The 18,308-nt window shown below is 34.9% G+C and carries 14 protein-coding genes; 9 read left to right on the top strand and 5 right to left on the bottom strand.

The annotated features are described in order from the left end of the window. The first annotated feature begins 75 nt into the window (after positions 1–75). Together JS605_RS13665 and JS605_RS13660 are read left to right on the top strand one after the other, a co-directional pair. Entirely contained in the window at positions 76–1,644 is a 1,569-nt protein-coding gene (locus JS605_RS13665) for an FMN-binding glutamate synthase family protein (RefSeq protein ID WP_203258279.1), read from the top strand. Between the two features lie 17 nt (positions 1,645–1,661). Next, positions 1,662–2,183: a DUF7935 family protein gene (locus tag JS605_RS13660; RefSeq protein ID WP_203258278.1), complete on the top strand. Its 522-nt coding sequence runs from the start codon at positions 1,662–1,664 to the stop codon at positions 2,181–2,183. Here the strand turns inward: JS605_RS13660 and JS605_RS13655 are convergent. Further along, positions 2,167–3,099: a patatin-like phospholipase family protein gene (locus tag JS605_RS13655; protein ID WP_203258277.1), complete on the bottom strand. Its 933-nt coding sequence runs from the start codon at positions 3,097–3,099 to the stop codon at positions 2,167–2,169. The genes JS605_RS13660 and JS605_RS13655 overlap by 17 nt on opposite strands. Positions 3,100–3,282: 183 nt before the next feature. Between JS605_RS13655 and JS605_RS13650 the strand changes: the two genes are divergently transcribed. Together JS605_RS13650 and JS605_RS13645 are read left to right on the top strand one after the other, a co-directional pair. Continuing rightward, positions 3,283–9,363 carry a PKD domain-containing protein gene (locus JS605_RS13650; protein WP_203258276.1) on the top strand — a complete coding sequence of 2,027 codons (6,081 nt, stop codon included), beginning with the start codon at positions 3,283–3,285 and terminating at the stop codon, positions 9,361–9,363. Between the two features lie 4 nt (positions 9,364–9,367). Continuing rightward, the gene (locus JS605_RS13645) at positions 9,368–10,372 is read left to right on the top strand and encodes a PorP/SprF family type IX secretion system membrane protein (RefSeq protein ID WP_203258275.1); all 1,005 of its coding nucleotides are present in this window, start codon (positions 9,368–9,370) and stop codon (positions 10,370–10,372) included. Positions 10,373–10,420: 48 nt separating this feature from the next. On the opposite strand, the gene JS605_RS13640 is transcribed toward JS605_RS13645, so the two are convergent. From JS605_RS13640 to rlmD, 4 genes are all read right to left on the bottom strand, one after another. After that, a complete protein-coding gene (locus tag JS605_RS13640) occupies positions 10,421–11,476 on the bottom strand; it encodes an endonuclease/exonuclease/phosphatase family protein (protein WP_203258274.1) in 1,056 nt (351 codons plus the stop codon). Between the two features lie 119 nt (positions 11,477–11,595). Beyond that, complete coding sequence (locus JS605_RS13635; protein ID WP_203258273.1) at positions 11,596–12,342, bottom strand: DUF6048 family protein; 747 nt, start codon at positions 12,340–12,342, stop codon at positions 11,596–11,598. Further along, on the bottom strand, positions 12,308–12,859 hold the full coding sequence (locus JS605_RS13630; RefSeq protein WP_203258272.1) for a DUF6452 family protein: 552 nt from the start codon (positions 12,857–12,859) through the stop codon (positions 12,308–12,310). The genes JS605_RS13635 and JS605_RS13630 overlap by 35 nt, the downstream gene beginning before the upstream one ends. Before the next feature lie 8 nt (positions 12,860–12,867). Continuing rightward, the gene (rlmD, locus tag JS605_RS13625) at positions 12,868–14,283 is read right to left on the bottom strand and encodes a 23S rRNA (uracil(1939)-C(5))-methyltransferase RlmD (protein WP_203258271.1); all 1,416 of its coding nucleotides are present in this window, start codon (positions 14,281–14,283) and stop codon (positions 12,868–12,870) included. A gap of 121 nt (positions 14,284–14,404) precedes the next feature. Here rlmD and JS605_RS13620 point away from each other — a divergent pair, with 121 nt between their 5' ends. The 5 genes from JS605_RS13620 to JS605_RS13600 all read left to right on the top strand — a co-directional run bounded on the left by JS605_RS13620 (position 14,405) and on the right by JS605_RS13600 (position 18,170). After that, entirely contained in the window at positions 14,405–14,893 is a 489-nt protein-coding gene (locus JS605_RS13620) for a hypothetical protein (protein ID WP_203258270.1), read from the top strand. Beyond that, positions 14,890–15,435 (top strand): RNA polymerase sigma factor, encoded by a 546-nt coding sequence (locus JS605_RS13615; RefSeq protein ID WP_203258269.1) that lies wholly within the window; start codon positions 14,890–14,892, stop codon positions 15,433–15,435. The genes JS605_RS13620 and JS605_RS13615 overlap by 4 nt, the downstream gene beginning before the upstream one ends. Beyond that, a complete protein-coding gene (locus tag JS605_RS13610) occupies positions 15,425–15,811 on the top strand; it encodes a DUF6768 family protein (protein WP_203258268.1) in 387 nt (128 codons plus the stop codon). Before JS605_RS13615 ends, JS605_RS13610 begins: the two co-directional genes overlap by 11 nt. A gap of 197 nt (positions 15,812–16,008) precedes the next feature. Continuing rightward, positions 16,009–17,292 carry an ornithine--oxo-acid transaminase gene (gene rocD / locus JS605_RS13605; RefSeq protein WP_203258267.1) on the top strand — a complete coding sequence of 428 codons (1,284 nt, stop codon included), beginning with the start codon at positions 16,009–16,011 and terminating at the stop codon, positions 17,290–17,292. Positions 17,293–17,405: 113 nt separating this feature from the next. Next, the gene (locus JS605_RS13600) at positions 17,406–18,170 is read left to right on the top strand and encodes a hypothetical protein (RefSeq protein ID WP_203258266.1); all 765 of its coding nucleotides are present in this window, start codon (positions 17,406–17,408) and stop codon (positions 18,168–18,170) included. Positions 18,171–18,308 lie beyond the last annotated feature (138 nt).

Genomic DNA, 18,308 nt, shown 5'->3' with positions numbered 1-18,308 from the left:
GAATTATCAATAATTATAAACAATTCTTCTTAATATATTTTTGAATATATTTAGGCTTATTTTCAAAATTAGAATATGGATAGCGTGGTAGATTTTTTATCTAACATTCCTTGGTGGTTATGGATTGTTATTGTGTTAGCACTAATTGCTTTACGGGATATTTTTCAAAGAAAACATACAATAATTCATAATTTCCCCTTAGTTGGACATCTTAGATACTTATTAGAGAGTATAGGTCCAGAGATGCGTCAATATTTTGTGGCTAACAACAGGGAAGAATTGCCCTTTAATAGGATTGAACGTGGTTGGGTATACGCTTCCTCTAAAAAAGAAAATAATTATGAGGGATTTGGAACAGATAGGGATATATACGAGCACCAACATATTTTTATAAATAATGCAATGATGCCGTTTAACATGCAAAAAGGGCATCCAAACACTATAGATAATACATTTCTGCCCTGTGCAAAAGTTATTGGGGCATATAATAAGCGTAAAAGGCCATACAGACCAGCTTCAGTTATTAACGTCTCTGCAATGAGTTACGGCTCGTTATCAGCAAAAGCTATAGAATCCTTAAACAAAGGTGTGCAAATGGCAGATGCGTATCATAATACTGGAGAGGGAGGCTTGTCGCCATATCATAGTAACGGTGGCGATGTTGTGTTTCATTTCGGAACCGGCTATTTTGGTGTAAGGTCCAAAGACGGCGGTTTTTCCATGGAAAAAATGGTACAGTTGGTTGAAGATAATCCTTTTGTAAGAGCTATTGAAGTTAAATTATCCCAAGGTGCAAAACCAGGAAAGGGCGGAGTACTGCCTGGGAAAAAAATCACTAAGGAAATTGCAGGCATAAGAGGTGTAGAAGTAGGTAAAACAGTACTCTCCCCTCCTACACATAAAGCGTTTTCCAATGTGCCCGAAATGTTAGATTTTATTGAGTCCATTGCTGAGAATACAGGATTACCTGTTGGTATAAAGGCAGCTATTGGAAAGTTGGAACAATGGGAAGAATTAGCAGATTTAATGGTAGAAACAGGTAAAGGTCCCGATTTTATTACCATTGATGGTGGCGAAGGTGGTACTGGAGCTGCGCCTCCAAGTTTTGCAGACCATGTATCCTTGCCTTGGGTATATGGTTTTGCTGATATTTATAAATTATTTAAATCTAAAGGCCTTACTGAGCGCATTGTTTTTATAGGAAGCGGAAAATTGGGATTCCCTGCCAAAGCTGCTATGGCGTTTGCGATGGGGGTTGATTGTATTAATGTAGCAAGAGAAGCCATGTTGAGCATTGGTTGTATACAAGCTCAAATATGTCACACAAACCGTTGTCCAACAGGTATTGCCACACAGAGTAAATGGTTGCAAAATGGTATTGATACGTCTTTAAAATCGGTACGACTTGCGCAATATTTTAAAACCTTTAGAAAAGAGCTTATAGAAATTACCCATGCCGCTGGTTATGAGCACCCGTGCCAATTTAAAATGAGTGATATTGAAATGAATGTGGATGACCATAATTTATCCAAAGAGTTAGATAAAGCCTATATGTACAACAAAGTAAATGTGCCATTTAAAAGTATGCAACATTTAAAAGATTGCGTATATTTGGGAGGCACTAAAAACGCTAAAAAAACCTAATTAGTTAGCTTTTAATTATGGATTCAAGTAGAATTATTGATTTATTCTTATTTAGCCTTCCAGCATTAATTACCGGATTGATAGCGTACTATTTTTTTAAAACCCATACTGAAAATGAAGATGGCAGAAGGCGCTTTCTTTTAAAGAAAGATCTACAAACCACATCATTACCTTTACGTTTACAAGCTTATGAACGATTAACACTGTTTTTAGAGCGTATTTCTCCAAATAAATTACTTTTAAGAGTTAAGCCAACATCTTCAAATAAAGAAGATTACGAAACTTTATTGATACAAAACATTCAACAGGAAATGGAGCATAATTTAACACAGCAAATTTATGTTAGTGAAAAATGCTGGGGTGTAATTATGACGGCTAAAGCAGCAACAGTACAATTGATACGAAAAGCAAATCTATCTGAAAAAACAGATTCTGCTGATAAGCTTCGTGAGATTATTTTAACTGAAATGATGGAACGAAGTTCACCAAGTGATGCAGCAATTTCTATCTTAAAAGAAGAAGTTAGGGAATTGTGGTAATATCGTTGTCAAGTCTTAATTCATTGGATTGTGCTTGCTCGCACTTGTTTTTAGCATAGTCCCAACCTTGTTGCCACCAAGATGTCATTAATTGTTTATTAAAAATTAATGAGTTTTCTGTTAGTTTAGATGGGGTATAATACAAATTAAGTTCTACGCCTTTATTTTTTGCGGCAAGTTTTCCAATGGTAATATCATTGCGTTCTAGTTGGTCAGACAGGTGTCCAAATAGATTAATCATCAAAGAGAAAGGATTTTTACCCAACACTTTATTGTATTCCATACTTTCAGATTCTAAAACAATGGCGTCAACCTGTGTCGCACCTCTTAAAATGGCTTCCCTAATGGGGATTACGCACCCCAAACCACCATCAGCATATTCAAATCCATTTTTTTCAACTAAGGACATAAAGGGAATGTAATTACATGAAATCCAAATCCATTCACAAAATTCATCATAATCATAATCTTTGATGGATTTATATTCAACTCTATTTTTGGAAAGATTGGAAACCGTTACCACAACATCATCCTTTGTTGCTTTAACTTTAAGATATTCCTCTTTGGTAAAATGTTTTTTTATATGACGCTTTAATGCTTTACTCTCACCAAAGGTGCGTTTCATTTTTATAAACTGCCAAAGCGTATTAACAAAATCAATTGAAACAAACTCTCGTTTTCCCTTTTTTCTTATTGTAAACGGATTGACACTAAAGATATCACTCTGTTTTACGTTGGTGTATACATGATAAATTTTGTCTATCTCGCCTGCTGCAAGATGAGGGACTAATAGACTTCCTGTAGATGTGCCTAAAAACATATCATAGTCACGTCCATCAACTTCCATTAAATATTGAGCAACACCACCTGCATAGGCACCTTTACTTCCTCCTCCCGATATGACTAAGGCTTTCATAAAAACTATTTACGCATAAATATAGTGAATAAGACCAAACACAAAAATCATTGTATAATAAATATCAACATGTATACCTAACGCTAGGTATTTTGAAGAAAAAAAATCACTTTATCACGATATTTTTAAAGATAAGCTAAAAAGAATATATATTTTAGTGGGGCTATTAACCTAACTTTCATTATGCTAAAGAAATCTATTCTTGTTGCATTATTTTCTATTGTAATAATTGCATCGCTATTTGCTTTAAAGCATACGAATCCTGTTTTTCAAAATACATACACAAGCTTATCTTCTTTTTTACCGCCTTCTGCATCTATTTCAGGCACAACAGAAGTGTGTTTAAATAGCAGCCCAAATCCAGAAATTACGTTTACAGGTTCTGGAGGTGCAGCGCCTTACACCTTTACATACACCATAAATGGAGGAGGTAATTTAACCATTTCCACCGTTGGTGCTAGTAGTAGTATAGATTTACCCGTAAGTACAAATACAGCAGGAACATTTATCTACAGATTGGTCTCTGTTGAAGATAATACTGGAGATACCGATACAGCCAGTGGTGCAGCCACTATAACTGTAAATACCCTTCCAACTGTAGATTTTACATTTGATAATAACACGGCTTGCTCTGGTATAGCGGTAAATTTTACACCAACAGCTACAGGTAATGGCCCCTTTAATTATAATTGGAGTTTTGGGGATGGAGACACATCTTCAAGCAACAATCCCTCTCATGTTTTTGAATCTCTTGGTTGTGGAAATCAAATTTTTAATGTTACACTTACTGTTACTGATGATAATGGGTGTACTGCATCTGTGACAAGACCTGTAACAGTGCAGCAAAAACCTTTGTTGGAATTTAGGGATGTTGATAGTCCTTTTGATCCATTTAACAATTGTGGTAATAACACCACAGACCCTTCTTATACCATTAATGTTAATATTAGTAATGTTTCTCCTTGCGTTAACTCGTATGATGTAGATTGGGGAGATGGCAGTGCTGTAGAAACAGGAGTTACTTTTCCAGCAACACATACTTATACGCAATTGGGTTCTTTTAACATGGAGATAACTGGAAGAGGCACAAATTGTGATAATACAGTAACGTATTTAATTAAAAATTCCAGTAACCCTACAGGAGCTATAGTAAACCCTGGTAATACGGTAAATTTATGTACTCCTGTAGATCCTATTGAATTTGCTATTGGATCCTGGGCTACTAACCCTCCTGATACAAATTATCAAGTAGATTTTGGAGATGGTACGTTTGAAAGTTATACACAAGCGCAGTTAGAGGCTTCCACATATTTTAATGCTGCAGACCCCGTAAATTCACAAGATTTCCCTATTCCTCATACCTACACGGAAACAAGCTGTCCTTTAAGTTACACAGTGTTTTTATCGATTACAACATCTTGTGGTCAAACTAATTTAACTGCTGGGCCTATTATTATATTGCGAAGGCCTGTTGTGGATTTTGAAGATCCTCCGATAAGTTGCGTTAACACTCCTGTACAATTTGTAAATACCTCACTAGATGGATTTAGCAATAACTGTAGCGTTAATGATGGTTACTTTTGGGATTTTGGAGATGGTACCACATCAACCAATAGAGATCCTTCTCACACATACACATCACCTGGCACTTATACCGTTTCGTTATATGCTGAAAATTCTTGTGGCGTAACTAATACTGTTACCAAAGATATTTGTATTGAATCTGATTTGACCGCAGCTTTTACTTTAGATACCAATAACGGCTGTACAGCTTTAAATGTTCAGGCTACTAACACTACGGACTTAAGCAATAGTTGTGGCGGTGTAACGTATTTATGGGAAGTAGCACATACTTCTGGGTTTTGTAATACCGGTATTGCCTCATGGAGCTTTACAAACGGTACGGATGAAAATTCTGCGTCGCCCTCGTTTGAATTTAATAGTTCAGGAACTTATACATTAACCTTAACCACTACAAATACCTGTGGTAGTAGTACTATTTCTGAAACTGTAGAAGTAAAACAACCTCCTACAGTTGTTATTAATAGTATTCCTGATTTTTGTGGAACAGCTTCCATTACACCAGTAGCCAATGTAGATACTTGTGCTCCCGCTTCTGAAACAATAACCTATAATTGGAGTTTCCCTGGAGGAACACCAGCTACCGCAACTACACTAAATCCAGGGACTATAACATATAATACTCCTGGAAACTATCAAATTACATTTAGTGTGACTTCGAGTTGTGGTACTACTAACGATACCGAAGATTTTGTTATAAACGAAATCCCTACAATTACCAATACGGATTTAACACAAACTATTTGTTCTGGAACAGAAACTAGCGAAGTGGTTTTAACTTCCGATATTTCTGGGACAACCTATAATTGGACCGCTACGGCTCCTGCAGGGGTAAGTGGTTTTATTGCTAATGGTACCACCAATATAATACCAGTACAAACACTATTTAATACTAATACGACTTCAGAGGATGTTACGTTTACAGTAACCCCATCAAATGGTACTTGTGATGGTACTTCAGTAAATATTGTGATTACAGTTGATCCCGCACCACAGTTTACCAGTCAGCCTCAAGATGAAACTATTTGTTTAAACGGTACTGTATCGCCTTTAACGGTAAGTGTTAACGGTCCAGGAACACCATCTTACCAATGGTATAGTAATACTGTTGATAATACCACAACAGGAACAGCTATTGCAGGAGAGACAAGTGCATCCTATACTCCACCAAATGCTACTATTGGTGTTGTTTATTATTATGTTACAGTCTCATTTACATCAGGAGCTGGTTGTAACGAGATTACATCAAACACCTCTCGAGTTGAAGTTGTAGAAAATATACAAATAGACTCAAACCCAATAACAACCCAAAGTGTATGTGTGGATGGTGCTGTGAACACTGATTTGATTGTAACACACTCAGGAGGCACTGGCACCATTACTTATCAATGGTATTCCAATACTACAAATACAAATACTGGAGGCACTATTATTCCGGGAGCTACAGCAGCAACATATGCTCCACCTGCTTTTACAGTTTCTGGTAGTTATTATTTTTATGTAATAATTACTGCAAGCGGAAGTGGGTGTTCGCCAATTACAAGCGATGTTTCGGAAGTAGTTGTAGCAGATGATCCTATTATAACCTCACAACCTTTAATTTCCCAAGAGTTATGCCAAGGTACGGTGCCCCAAGATTTAGAAATTACTGCTTCTGGCGGTATAGGTTCTGGGTATTCCTACCAGTGGTATAGCAATACCACCAATACCAATACAGGAGGAACAGCCATTCCTGGTGCGACAAGTGCCATATTTACACCACCAACCAATACCGTTGGAACACTATACTATTATGTAGTTGTTACTGAAAATGAACCTGGATGTAGTGTTACGAGTCAAACATCAGAAGTTATCATAAATGCTGCTCCAGCTTTTACCAGTCAACCTCTTTCTGAGACCATTTGTTTTGGCAATACGTTTAACACGTTGTCTGTAGCGTTTGCCAACGGCGTAGGAACACCTACATATCAATGGTACAGTAACACTGTAAACAACAACACAACTGGAACTACTATCGCAGGAGAAACCACCAATACTTATACACCACCTTCAGGAACTGTAGGTACTGCATATTATTATGCCGTGATAACATTTTCTTCAGGAGGATGTTCTGAAATTGTTTCTCAAGTTTCTGAGCAAACAGTTAATGAAACACCAAATATTGGTAATACATCTACTATAATCTGTAGTGGAACATCTTTTAATATTACTCCCGATAGTTCTGGAGGAGATATTGCACCTGTGGGGACTACTTACACATGGGCAAATCCTGTTGTTAATCCAATAGGGACAATTACAGGAGCATCTCAAGAATTAACGCCCCAAAATACTATTAGCCAGACATTGACTAATACCACAACGACTCCTTCTACCGTTACTTATACAGTAACCCCAACCCTTGGTATGTGTGTAGGTAATACTTTTGAGATTGTAGTTACGGTTAACCCTTCTATAACCATTACTGCATCACAAACCAATAGCCTATGTTATTTAGATAATGGAGGTGCTTTAGAGATAGATATCACTGGAGGTGTACCATTTAGTTCAGGTGTGCCCTATCAAATAAACTGGATAGGACCTAATAGTTTTGTAAGTACTGATGAAGATATATCAAACTTAGCCCCTGGAGACTATACGGTTTCAATTTTAGATGATGGCGGCTGCCCTTACAATGAAACGTTTACTATAACAGAACCTGATGAATTAGTTTTTAGCAACATAGACTTTGATCCTGAAACGATCTCGTGTTTTCAAGCTGATGATGGAGAAATTGAAATTGATGTGTCTGGAGGTACTGCTCCATATACATATAGCTGGACAAGAAATGGAACGCCTTTTAGTTCTGATGAAGACCTATCTAACCTTGCTCCAGGAAATTATGTTATAACGGTTATTGATGCTAACAATTGTAGTCCTATTACCGAAAACTTCAATATTATTGAGCCACCTGAACTACAAGCAAGTTTAGATACAAAAGTTGATGTGATTTGTTTTGGTGAGGCTACTGGAGCAATAAATATAGACGTTACTGGAGGAAGACCCTTTGAAAATTCCCCAGGTATTTTTACTTATACGTATAGTTGGTCAGGTCCTAATGGTTTTGTGAGTACAAACCAAAATTTAACAGGGTTATTAGCCGGAACCTACAATGTAACAGTAACCGATAGGTCGGGCTGTATAGATGACTTGGAGGTTATAGTTAACCAAACAGATGAAATTATTATTGATTATACGGCAACAGAAATAGAATGTTATAATGATAATGATGCGTCTATTACTATAAATTCTATTACGGGTGGAAATGCTCCTTACACTATAACTTGGAGTAATTTGGGATCGGGAATGATGCAAAACAATCTTTCTCCAGGAAACTATGTTATTACGGTTACAGATGCTACCAATTGTGTTAAGCAAGAGACTGTGGTTATTGACTCCCCTCCTGTTTTCAGGATTAATCCACAAGTATCTAATGTCTCCTGTTTTGGAGAAAATGATGCAAGAATTATACTTAACCTAGAAGGCGGTATATCACCCATCAATCTTGTTTGGGATGATGATCCCTCATCAGGTTTAGAACGCAATAACATTGGACCTGGAACATATACAGTTACCATAACAGATAGTAAGCCTTGCGTTATCACAGAAACATTCGTAATTACAGAACCTGATCCTTTAGCTATTTCTGGAACAAAAACAGATGCCTTGGATTGTGATGATGCTAATAGTGGTTCTATAAACGCAATAATTACAGGTGGCACTTTACCACTAACCTACCAATGGTCTAACGGCGCAACTACAGAAGATTTAAGTAATATCCCTTCAGGAAACTACACATTAAATATTGTAGATGCCAACGGATGTGAAATATCAGAAGACTTTATTATTAATCGTTTTGAGCCTTTAGCCTTAGATGTTGAAGTGATAACAAACTATAATTGCGACACAAGAGTTGTAGAACAATCTTTTATTGCCAATCCAAGTGGTGGAGTTCCTCCCTATCAGATTAGTTGGTCTAGTGGTACAATAACAGGTGCAAATAACGAAATAATGCAAACGGATACCAATGGATTAGTAGCTGTTGATATCACTGATGCGTTGGGCTGTAGTAATACATTTTCTTATAATGTAGATATTCCTGTTTTGGGAGACGCCGATTTTACAGTTTCAGCTGAGGCATTTGATACCTTTGGTTTCTATTCTATTGAAGACCCCATTCAATTTACAAATACAGCAATAGGAAGTTTTGTTAGTGTTTCTTGGGATTTTGGAGATGGCACTTTTTCAAATGAAGAAAACCCTGTACACACCTACAAGTCTGTTGGGACTTATGAGATAACCCAAACCGTAGTGTATCCCTTTGATTGTGTTTATACCAAAACCATTACTCTTGAAATACAAAAAGGCTACAGCTTAATTATGCCTAATGCGTTCACTCCAAACAATGATGACTTAAACGATTACTTCTTGCCAGCACAAATAGCATTATCTAGTTTAAAATTAGAAATTTATAATACTTGGGGAAGCATGGTGTATTCTGAAGAAGACGATGAGAATATTGAAGGCTGGGATGGTAAAATAAAAGGTGATCCTGCCGAGAACGGTAACTATTATTATACGTTTTCTGGAGAAACATTCTATGGTAAAAAAATAGAAAGTAAAGGTGTAGTGGTTTTAATTAAATAAAGAAATGAAAGTAAGATTATATATAGCAATTATAGGAGTTTGCTTTTGTTTCAAAGCAAATGGACAAGATCCAGTTTTTTCACAGTATATGATGATGCCAGAAAGTTTAAATCCGGCGTTCTCTGGATTTGAACAGGCTACTTATTTTGGGGTAATCCATCGTACACAATGGCCTTATTTAGATTTACAAGTAGATACAGATTATGCATTTTTTAATACATGGTTAGAAAATGCAAAAGATGGTATTGGTATAGGTTTTAGTTTTTTAAACCAACGTGAAAATAGTACAAGCTATAATCATTTTCAGTTTAATGGAAATTTTGCTTACATCATAGGGTTGAATAACGATTGGTATTTTAGGCCAGCAGTAGAAGTAGGCTATGGTATGAAGTCCTTTAATTTTAGAAACTTAGTATTATCCGACCAAATAAATATTAATTCCGGTATGGTAAATCCAGTCAGTTCAGACCCTTTTGCTATGAATGCCAATAACAATATAGGTTTTATAGATTTTACTGCAGGATTTGTATTTGATAAGAAAAACAGACGTAATGATACGGATTTATGGCTTGGTGCTGCGATTAAGCATTTAAACCAACCAAATATTTCTTTTTTTGATGAAGGCAATGTACCGTTGGATATTTTTTATACTGTACATGCTAGTTATAGGTTTCCTTATTACGACTATAATGATATGATATTGTCTGCAAACTATATGCAACAAGGACGTTTTAATCGTTTGGATTTATCTGCTACTTTAAAGTTTAATAAACTTTTTGTGGGAGCTATGGCTGTTACCAATCCCGCAAAAAATAGTGGTAATAGCCATTTGCTAACTTCCTTAAATGCTTTGGTTGGTGTAGAATTAGAACGTTTTAGATTTGGTTTTTCGTATGATTTTAATACGTCAAACATTGGTAGAACCGATGGTATATACGAAATCTCCATAACCTATCTGGCAGATTGTTTAATTTGTAGAAGCCCTGTAAACAACGAACGTAGAAAATAAAAATACTCCTAAAATTATTGGTTTAAGAGATGTTTAAACTAAATCCAACTAAACAAAATTATCTGTAGATACTGTACACGTCACAGGAAAATGATCAGAGGACTTTGGGAAATCTTTATAAATAGGATTACCACTGCTCATATTAATTAAAATTTCTGCATTCGACACCCAGTTTTGTGGAGCTCTTGAATATAAGATATGATCGATCCACGATCTTCTGTAGCTATTGTTAAAAATAGGATCTTTAAAGCTTGCGGTATACAATGAGGTAAAATTTAATTCCTTTTTATGGCGGTCGCTCAGCGTGTCAAACATAGCATTGCCCAAACACAATTCTGGATGCCATATAGACCCCATTAAGCGTTCCACACCACTTGCCATAATTTTCATTTCACTGGTATCAAAGCCTGGGCCATCATTAATATCTCCACAAACAATAAGTGGGATATCTTTTGTAGCACTATTTGTAAGATAGTCATTTAAAAAATGGGTTCTTATTTGATGACATTGTGCCACAATCTTTTTTCTATTACCATCAGATTTAGACCACCATTTACTCCATTCTAACGATTGAAAAACACCTTTACTCTTAAGGTGTAACCCTAGTACCCTGAACGATTTTCCATCGGCTAAATTAATTGATGCATATAAAGGTCGTCTTTCAAATTTATGTACCTCGTCCAAGCCATCATTGTCGGTATCCATCCTAAACTCATTCGTTGCTGATTTTAATGTATTAGCCTCAGGAGAACCATCAATACTAAACCAGTCTATGGGTGTAGCACTAAACTTTCCTGTATCAGTTCGCACTGCAAGACTTACACTTTGGGCTCCTGCAGGCTGCACGACACATTCCCAATCGCCTATAACATCTGGCCTATCAAAAAATAGTTGTAATTCAGAACTTTGATTAGGGCCTTCAACAATAACCCAAACATCTGAGTCTACATCATTAATAACCCCTCTTAAATCCCTAATGCGATCTCCAATAAGTTGTTTAGTCATATATCCTTTATCTGTATCTGCTCTAAATACAGGTGGAGACCCTGTAAATAATTCGTTAAACCATTCGGCATTCCATAGGGTAAATTTTAAACTGGCCATAATAAGATGCTTTTAAATTACATATATGCCAATGTAAAACTTTTCTATCAAAAAAGGTATAAGTACTTCTACGTAAAAATGTAAAATTACCAAACCTTAACTTTATGGTAAAGTAATATTTAATTCACTGGAGCAATAACCTTGGTTTTTTTGTAAAGTGGAATCCTGTAGGCTAATGTATACCCATAACCCACACCTATTCGCGTACTGTCGTAGGTTTTATTAAATCCAGGGATATAGATGTTTTGGAAGTTATCGGGTTTTGTCTCTGTGAGCAATACTTTAAGTTGCGCATTTAAGCCAAAATAGAGATTAGTAAACAGTTCAGCTTTTATACCCAGGATAAGTTCGGTCCAAATGGCAGTTAGTCCATCTTTTTCAATGGCGTCTTCTACAATATTTTGTGGCTCCCAGTACTGATCTGTACTATATATTTGATATTTATTTATAGTATGCTTAAATGTACTAAATGCAATACGGGATCCAAAGTATACCATATTGTCCATATCCAACCAATTTTGGTATGTATTGTAATCTATACCTGCCTTAACGTAACTTCCTTTTGTTGTAGTGTTTAAAAAATCAGTAATTACAATGCGTTCTTCATTCCCCAATTCTCCTGCTATGTAAAGCTTTTTGGTAAGGCGATAATCTGCAACTAATTCAATGCCAGTATATTCTTCATCCAAAAAGGATCGTATTAGTTTTCCTGTATCTACACCAACACGTAAACCATATTTTAATTTTACAACTGTAGAATCGCTTTGGGTTTTTGGAGTGCTTTCGTCTTGGGCCTGTGCTTTAGAACAAACCAAAACCATCAATACTACACTAATGCAATAATATAAAATGTGCTTCTGCTTCATTTTCTACAATTTGGTTATCATTTACGGCTCTAATTGACTGTATCCATTGATCGGTATCATCTGTATCAACTTCTATTTGAACATTGTTAAACACAGTTTTAAAACCACAGGCTCTGGAGACAAACACGTCTTCACGAATATAGGTTATAGTAATAACATCGGCATTTCCTTCTATAAAATCGTCAGTAGTATCATCTGGAGTACCGTTATCGTTTATAGTAGAATCTTGATATAATCTATATTGGGTCATATCTGCATCTGTTCTCAAAGGTAATATTAGCTCACTAGAGGAAACACCTTGATAATTCTCTAAAACCCCATTACTTTCTCCGTTTTCATTAATGCCTTCTATCCTTAAGCCAAAAATATTCTTACTGTCATCTGGTATGGATACATCAAAGGCTTCTATGAATAATCTAGCGGTTGTTTGTGTAGCGGCAGGACACAAATCATCACGTTCACAGCTATAGTTACATACCAACAGAAGTATAAAAGCTAATACACTTACTTTTTTCATTACAATAATTATCTTTTCTCTAAAAGTACTACATTTTCTACATGAAATGTTTGTGGAAACATATCTACGGGTTGTACTTTGGTTATTTTATACATATGGTTCAATAACTCCAAATCTCGTGCTTGTGTTGCGCTATTACAACTCACATAAACAATTTTATTAGCTGCTATATTAAGCAATTGCGCAACAACATCCTTGTGCATACCATCACGAGGTGGATCGGTAATAATAACATCTGGATGCCCATGGGTTTTTATAAAAGCGTCATTAAACACCTGCTTCATATCTCCAACATAGAATTCAACGTTGCTAATGTTATTTAATTGTGCATTTTCTTTAGCAGCTGCAATGGCGTCAGGAACAGACTCCACACCAATGACCTTTTTGGCTTTTTTTGATACAAATTGGGCTATGGTGCCTGTACCTGTGTATAAATCATATACCAATTCATCGCCATTTAATCCTGCAAAGTCTCGTGTTATTTTATATAATTCATAAGCCTGTTCTGAATTTGTTTGATAAAAAGACTTTGCGTTTATCTTAAATTTTAGCCCCTCCATCTCTTCAAAAATATGGTCTTGCCCTGCGTAACAAACTACGTCTTGATCGTATATAGTATCATTACCTTTTCCATTGATTACATATAACAACGAGGTAATTTCAGGAAACTCTTCTGAAATAAAATTTAAAAGTAATTCTCGTTTTTCTTTATCTTCTTTATAGAATTGAACCAGCACCATAATATCTCCCATACTTGATGTACGAATCATCATAGTACGCAAGAAACCTGTTTGGTTTCTGGTATTGAAAAATTCTAAATCATTTTCAATCGCAAATTGTTTTACTGAATTTCTTATTGCATTAGAAGGGTCTCTTTGTAAATGGCACTTATCAATATCCAAAATCTTATCCCACATTCCTGGAATGTGAAAGCCTAATGCATTTCTATCTCCTAAATCTTTGTCAGATTGAATTTCCTCCTCTGTTAACCAACGGCTATCGCTAAATGAAAATTCCATTTTATTACGATAAAAATATTGTTTTTTTGAGCCTAATATTGGTGTGACTTCTGGCAAATCTACATGCCCAATTCTAGTTAAATTATTAACTACCTCTTTTTGTTTGTAGTACAATTGATGTTCGTAGCCCATATCTTGCCACTTGCAACCACCACAAGTCCCAAAATAGTTGCACTCTGGTGTTACGCGTTTATCAGATAACTTATGAAAGTGTATGGCCTTCCCTTCGTAATAGGCTTTACGTTTTTTAAACGTTTGTACGTTAACTACATCTCCGGGAACGGCATTTGGTAAAAAAACAACCTTACCATCGGGTGCTTTAGCTATGGTTTTTCCTTTGGCTCCCGCATCAATAACCTCTAGATGTTCAAAAATTTTTCTTTTGGAATTTCTTCTTCTTGGCATGCTGCAAAAATAACAATAGCACGAAATAAATGTTTATTTATTTCTATTAACTTTAAGAGATTTTCACTTTTACAAAAAATAAAATGAACCTTTTTAGTTTTTTACCGTCTTTATATAAGAAATGAAAGTGAAAAATACCCATAAGCGTATCATTGACCAACCTAAAGCTAGAATAACAGCTTTAATACTAACATTATCTCAAAAGGATGATAAAGTATGGCCTAAAAATTATTGGCCCGCAATGCGATTTAAAGATGGGCTTAAAGTAGGATCAAGCGGAGGTCATGGTATTATTCGGTATAAGGTAACTGAATTTTCCCCAGATAGCCACATCACATTCACGTTTTTAGAACCTAAAGGATTTAATGGTTTTCACAAATTTGAAATTAAGAGTGTAAATGAAAATTCTACCTGCGTAAGTCATAAGATAGTTATGAGTACAGAGGGTTTTGCTACACTTAAATGGTCAATAGTTATACGTTGGCTACATGATGCTTTAATAGAAAATGCTTTTGATAGGATTGAAAACAATTTTTTTGAAACCAAAGTATTTACAAAATGGAGTTTGTGGGTGCGTTTATGGCGTTTTATTTTTAAACTATTTAGATGAAAACGGACAAGGATATCGTTTTGAAAGTCCAATCTGGATACAAGCAAGAGATAGCGGAGTTGGTTAGACGATGGCACAAACCATTTTGTGAAAAAGCATATTGGATAGTTAAAGATGCTGATGTTGCTAAAGATATTGCACAAGAAAGTTGGACGGTAATTATTGATAAAATTTACCAGTTAGAAAAACCAGAGCGCTTTGGGAGCTGGGCATTACGTATCGTATGTAATAATTCAATGGATTGGCTAAATAAAACATCAAGAATTCGTCATCATTTAAATCAATTAGAGAAAGAACAAGAAAATGTAGTTGTGATAGACGATAAAAACGATAATACCCTGATTAAATTCAAATTACTTGATGCAATTAAAAAATTACCAATGCATCAGCAAGAAGTGCTCAGGTTGTTTTATACTGAGGATTGTTCTCTTAAAGAAGTAAGTAAAATATTGAACATATCTGTTGGTACTGCTAAATCTAGATTGTTTCACTCTAGAGAAAAATTAAAAAAACTTTTAAAACATTATACTTATGAAAACTAATATGGAAGATATCGATAAGCTTATAAAGGAAACTTTAAACGAAGAGGAAAGTAAATTCTATGATGAATTAGAAGAACAAAATGTACTTCAGATGATTTGGGGTTTATTCAGAGGAAAAAATAAATGGATTATGTACATGATGAACTTTATGACTCTGGTGTTTTTTGGATTATTTATTTACTGTATTGTACAGTTTTTAAATGTAGATAGTACTTCAGAACTTATTAAATGGGCCACTGGAAGTCTTATATTCCTTATAGGTGTTAGTATGCTAAAAATATTTGCTTGGATGCAGATGGATAAAAATGCTTTATTAAGGGAACTGAAACGTTTAGAACTTCAAATTTCATCGCTTTCAAGTAGATTGTCGGAATAATTTCTAAAAAAAGTTATTATTTGTTAAATTGCATTCCTATCCAGGGATGATTTCTCTCCCACGCTGCTTTTTCGAATTCTCGGAAGAATAAAGGTACAGAAGGAATGGTTATTTTACTCGTTATGCGAGATTAATTATAGATGTTTAATCACTACAGGTTATACATTTACGAATTAAGTATTTTTAAATTTTTTAAAATGGCTGTTTTAGGACAATTAACATCAAAAGAAGCAATTGCATTAGAAAATAAGTATGGCGCTCACAACTATCACCCACTTCCTGTGGTATTAACTAAAGGGAAAGGTGTGTATGTATGGGATGTTGAAGGAAGAAAGTATTATGATTTCCTATCTGCATATTCAGCAGTAAACCAAGGGCATTGTCACCCTAAAATTGTTAACGTTATGCTAGAGCAAGCCCAGACATTAACGCTTACCTCAAGAGCATTTTACAATGACATGTTAGGGAAATACGAGAAGTATGCTACTGAACTTTTTGGGTTTGACAAACTTTTACCAATGAATACTGGTGCTGAGGCTGTAGAAACAGCTTTAAAAATTGCCAGAAAATGGGCTTATGAGGTAAAAGGTATTAATGAAAATGAAGCCGAAATTGTAGTTTGTAAAAATAATTTCCATGGAAGGACTACCACTATCATATCATTTTCAAACGACCCGGTAGCTCGAGAAAACTTTGGCCCGTATACAAAAGGTTTTATTAAAATTGAATATGATAACCTACTAGAGTTAGAAAATACATTAAAAACCAATGCAAATATCGCAGGTTTTTTGGTGGAACCTATACAGGGGGAAGCTGGAGTATATGTGCCAAGTGATGGTTATTTAATTGCAGCAAAGGCGCTTTGTGAAAAATATAACGTGCTGTTTATTGCTGATGAAGTACAAACAGGAATTGCTCGTACGGGAAGGTTATTGGCTACGTGTGGAAATTGCACCTGTGAAACTAAAAACTGTTCGGGTACTCCAGATGTAAAGCCAGATGTTTTAATACTAGGAAAAGCACTTAGTGGCGGTGCATACCCTGTAAGCGCAGTTTTGGCTAATGATAATATTATGAATGTTATTAAGCCTGGCAATCATGGCAGTACTTTTGGAGGTAATCCAGTAGCAGCTGCGGTAGCTATTGCCGCTTTAGAAGTGGTTGAACAGGAAAATTTAGCTGAAAGAGCAGATGTTTTAGGTAAATTGTTTAGAAGCGAATTAGAGGCTTACATACAAAACAGTAATGTAGTTAAATTGGTAAGAGGAAAGGGGTTGTTAAATGCTATTGTAATTAATGATGAAGAAAAAAACAATATGGCTTGGGATATTTGTTTGGCTTTAAGGGATAATGGTTTATTGGCAAAACCTACCCATGGTAACATTATTCGTTTTGCTCCTCCTTTGGTTATTACAAGAGAACAGTTACTGGATTGTGTTTCAATTATTGTAAAGACATTAAAAACCTTTGAAAATCTTTAGTCTAGTACAATGAAAAAGTACCTATTCTTAAACTTTGATATTTTTTAAATATTTTTTAAAAAATCATAGGAATTAATTTCTTTAATTTGTTGTTATTAACAAATAGAACTAAAATGAAAAAAATACTTTTTATTTTACTAATAATACCTTTAACTACAACGTCTCAAATAATAATCAAAGAGGGTAAATTTGAAAAAAATAAAATTCCTTTGTTTTGCAACTACCTTCCTGAAGATAATGAAATTGCTGTTAGCTATGGTTCTACAATAGCTATATCTTACAATACGAAAATAGAAAAAATAGTAAAGTTTAACTCTGATGGCAAGGAAAGTATATTTTATGATGGAGAACCCTTGATGGATCCATTTTGGTCGCAATCAGGAAATACTCTTAGGGCATCAAAATATAATGCTTTAACTGGTGGAAAAAAATATTTATATGCATCTAATAAGGGCGTCACTGAGTTTAGAAAATATAGCAATTTAAAGAAAACTTATTTCACATCATTCTTCAAATACAATGATGATTATTTAATTGGCTTCGTTAATCAAAAAGGAAGTAGGAATATAAATCTAGAAAAGGATGAATTACATTTACTAAAAAGGAATATTTTTACGGATGAAGTTACTGATATTTTAATTAAAGATAAGCCGGATCCTTCAGAGGTTTTAGGTAAGGATTTACTTAAACCTAATGAATCTAATATCTTTTTCAAGACGGATATTGTAAATGATAATAAAATACAAGTTATTACCAAGTCTATAAATAATGATTACAATGTATCCAATATATACAGAAGAGTTTACAACTTGAATGGCGAGCTTATAGATAAAACAAAGTATAATATTAATTTAGAAAATGGTTTTTTTGCCTATTGAGATACAGGTGGAGGATATATTACTTATGATACTCATAACATAATTAACAATATTTATGTAGATGAAGAGAATAAAGAGGTATACGTCTATGGGCTTTATGGACTAAAGGCAAGGAAATTTGGTGCTTCCAATAAAGTT

This window comes from Hyunsoonleella ulvae, assembly GCF_016827605.1.
Taxonomy (GTDB): domain Bacteria; phylum Bacteroidota; class Bacteroidia; order Flavobacteriales; family Flavobacteriaceae; genus Jejuia; species Jejuia ulvae.
The sequence above is the reverse complement of the archived record's forward strand: the minus strand, read 5'-3'. Positions and strand labels throughout refer to the sequence as shown.

Excerpts from the sequence above, each read along its gene's own strand:
- JS605_RS13665 (WP_203258279.1), top strand. The coding sequence starts at position 76 with ATGGATAGCGTGGTAGATTTTTTATCTAACATTCCTTGGTGGTTATGG.
- JS605_RS13660 (WP_203258278.1), top strand. The coding sequence starts at position 1,662 with ATGGATTCAAGTAGAATTATTGATTTATTCTTATTTAGCCTTCCAGCA.
- JS605_RS13655 (WP_203258277.1), bottom strand. The coding sequence starts at position 3,099 with ATGAAAGCCTTAGTCATATCGGGAGGAGGAAGTAAAGGTGCCTATGCA.
- JS605_RS13650 (WP_203258276.1), top strand. The coding sequence starts at position 3,283 with ATGCTAAAGAAATCTATTCTTGTTGCATTATTTTCTATTGTAATAATT.
- JS605_RS13645 (WP_203258275.1), top strand. The coding sequence starts at position 9,368 with ATGAAAGTAAGATTATATATAGCAATTATAGGAGTTTGCTTTTGTTTC.
- JS605_RS13640 (WP_203258274.1), bottom strand. The coding sequence starts at position 11,476 with ATGGCCAGTTTAAAATTTACCCTATGGAATGCCGAATGGTTTAACGAA.
- JS605_RS13635 (WP_203258273.1), bottom strand. The coding sequence starts at position 12,342 with ATGAAGCAGAAGCACATTTTATATTATTGCATTAGTGTAGTATTGATG.
- JS605_RS13630 (WP_203258272.1), bottom strand. The coding sequence starts at position 12,859 with ATGAAAAAAGTAAGTGTATTAGCTTTTATACTTCTGTTGGTATGTAAC.
- rlmD (WP_203258271.1), bottom strand. The coding sequence starts at position 14,283 with ATGCCAAGAAGAAGAAATTCCAAAAGAAAAATTTTTGAACATCTAGAG.
- JS605_RS13620 (WP_203258270.1), top strand. The coding sequence starts at position 14,405 with ATGAAAGTGAAAAATACCCATAAGCGTATCATTGACCAACCTAAAGCT.
- JS605_RS13615 (WP_203258269.1), top strand. The coding sequence starts at position 14,890 with ATGAAAACGGACAAGGATATCGTTTTGAAAGTCCAATCTGGATACAAG.
- JS605_RS13610 (WP_203258268.1), top strand. The coding sequence starts at position 15,425 with ATGAAAACTAATATGGAAGATATCGATAAGCTTATAAAGGAAACTTTA.
- rocD (WP_203258267.1), top strand. The coding sequence starts at position 16,009 with ATGGCTGTTTTAGGACAATTAACATCAAAAGAAGCAATTGCATTAGAA.
- JS605_RS13600 (WP_203258266.1), top strand. The coding sequence starts at position 17,406 with ATGAAAAAAATACTTTTTATTTTACTAATAATACCTTTAACTACAACG.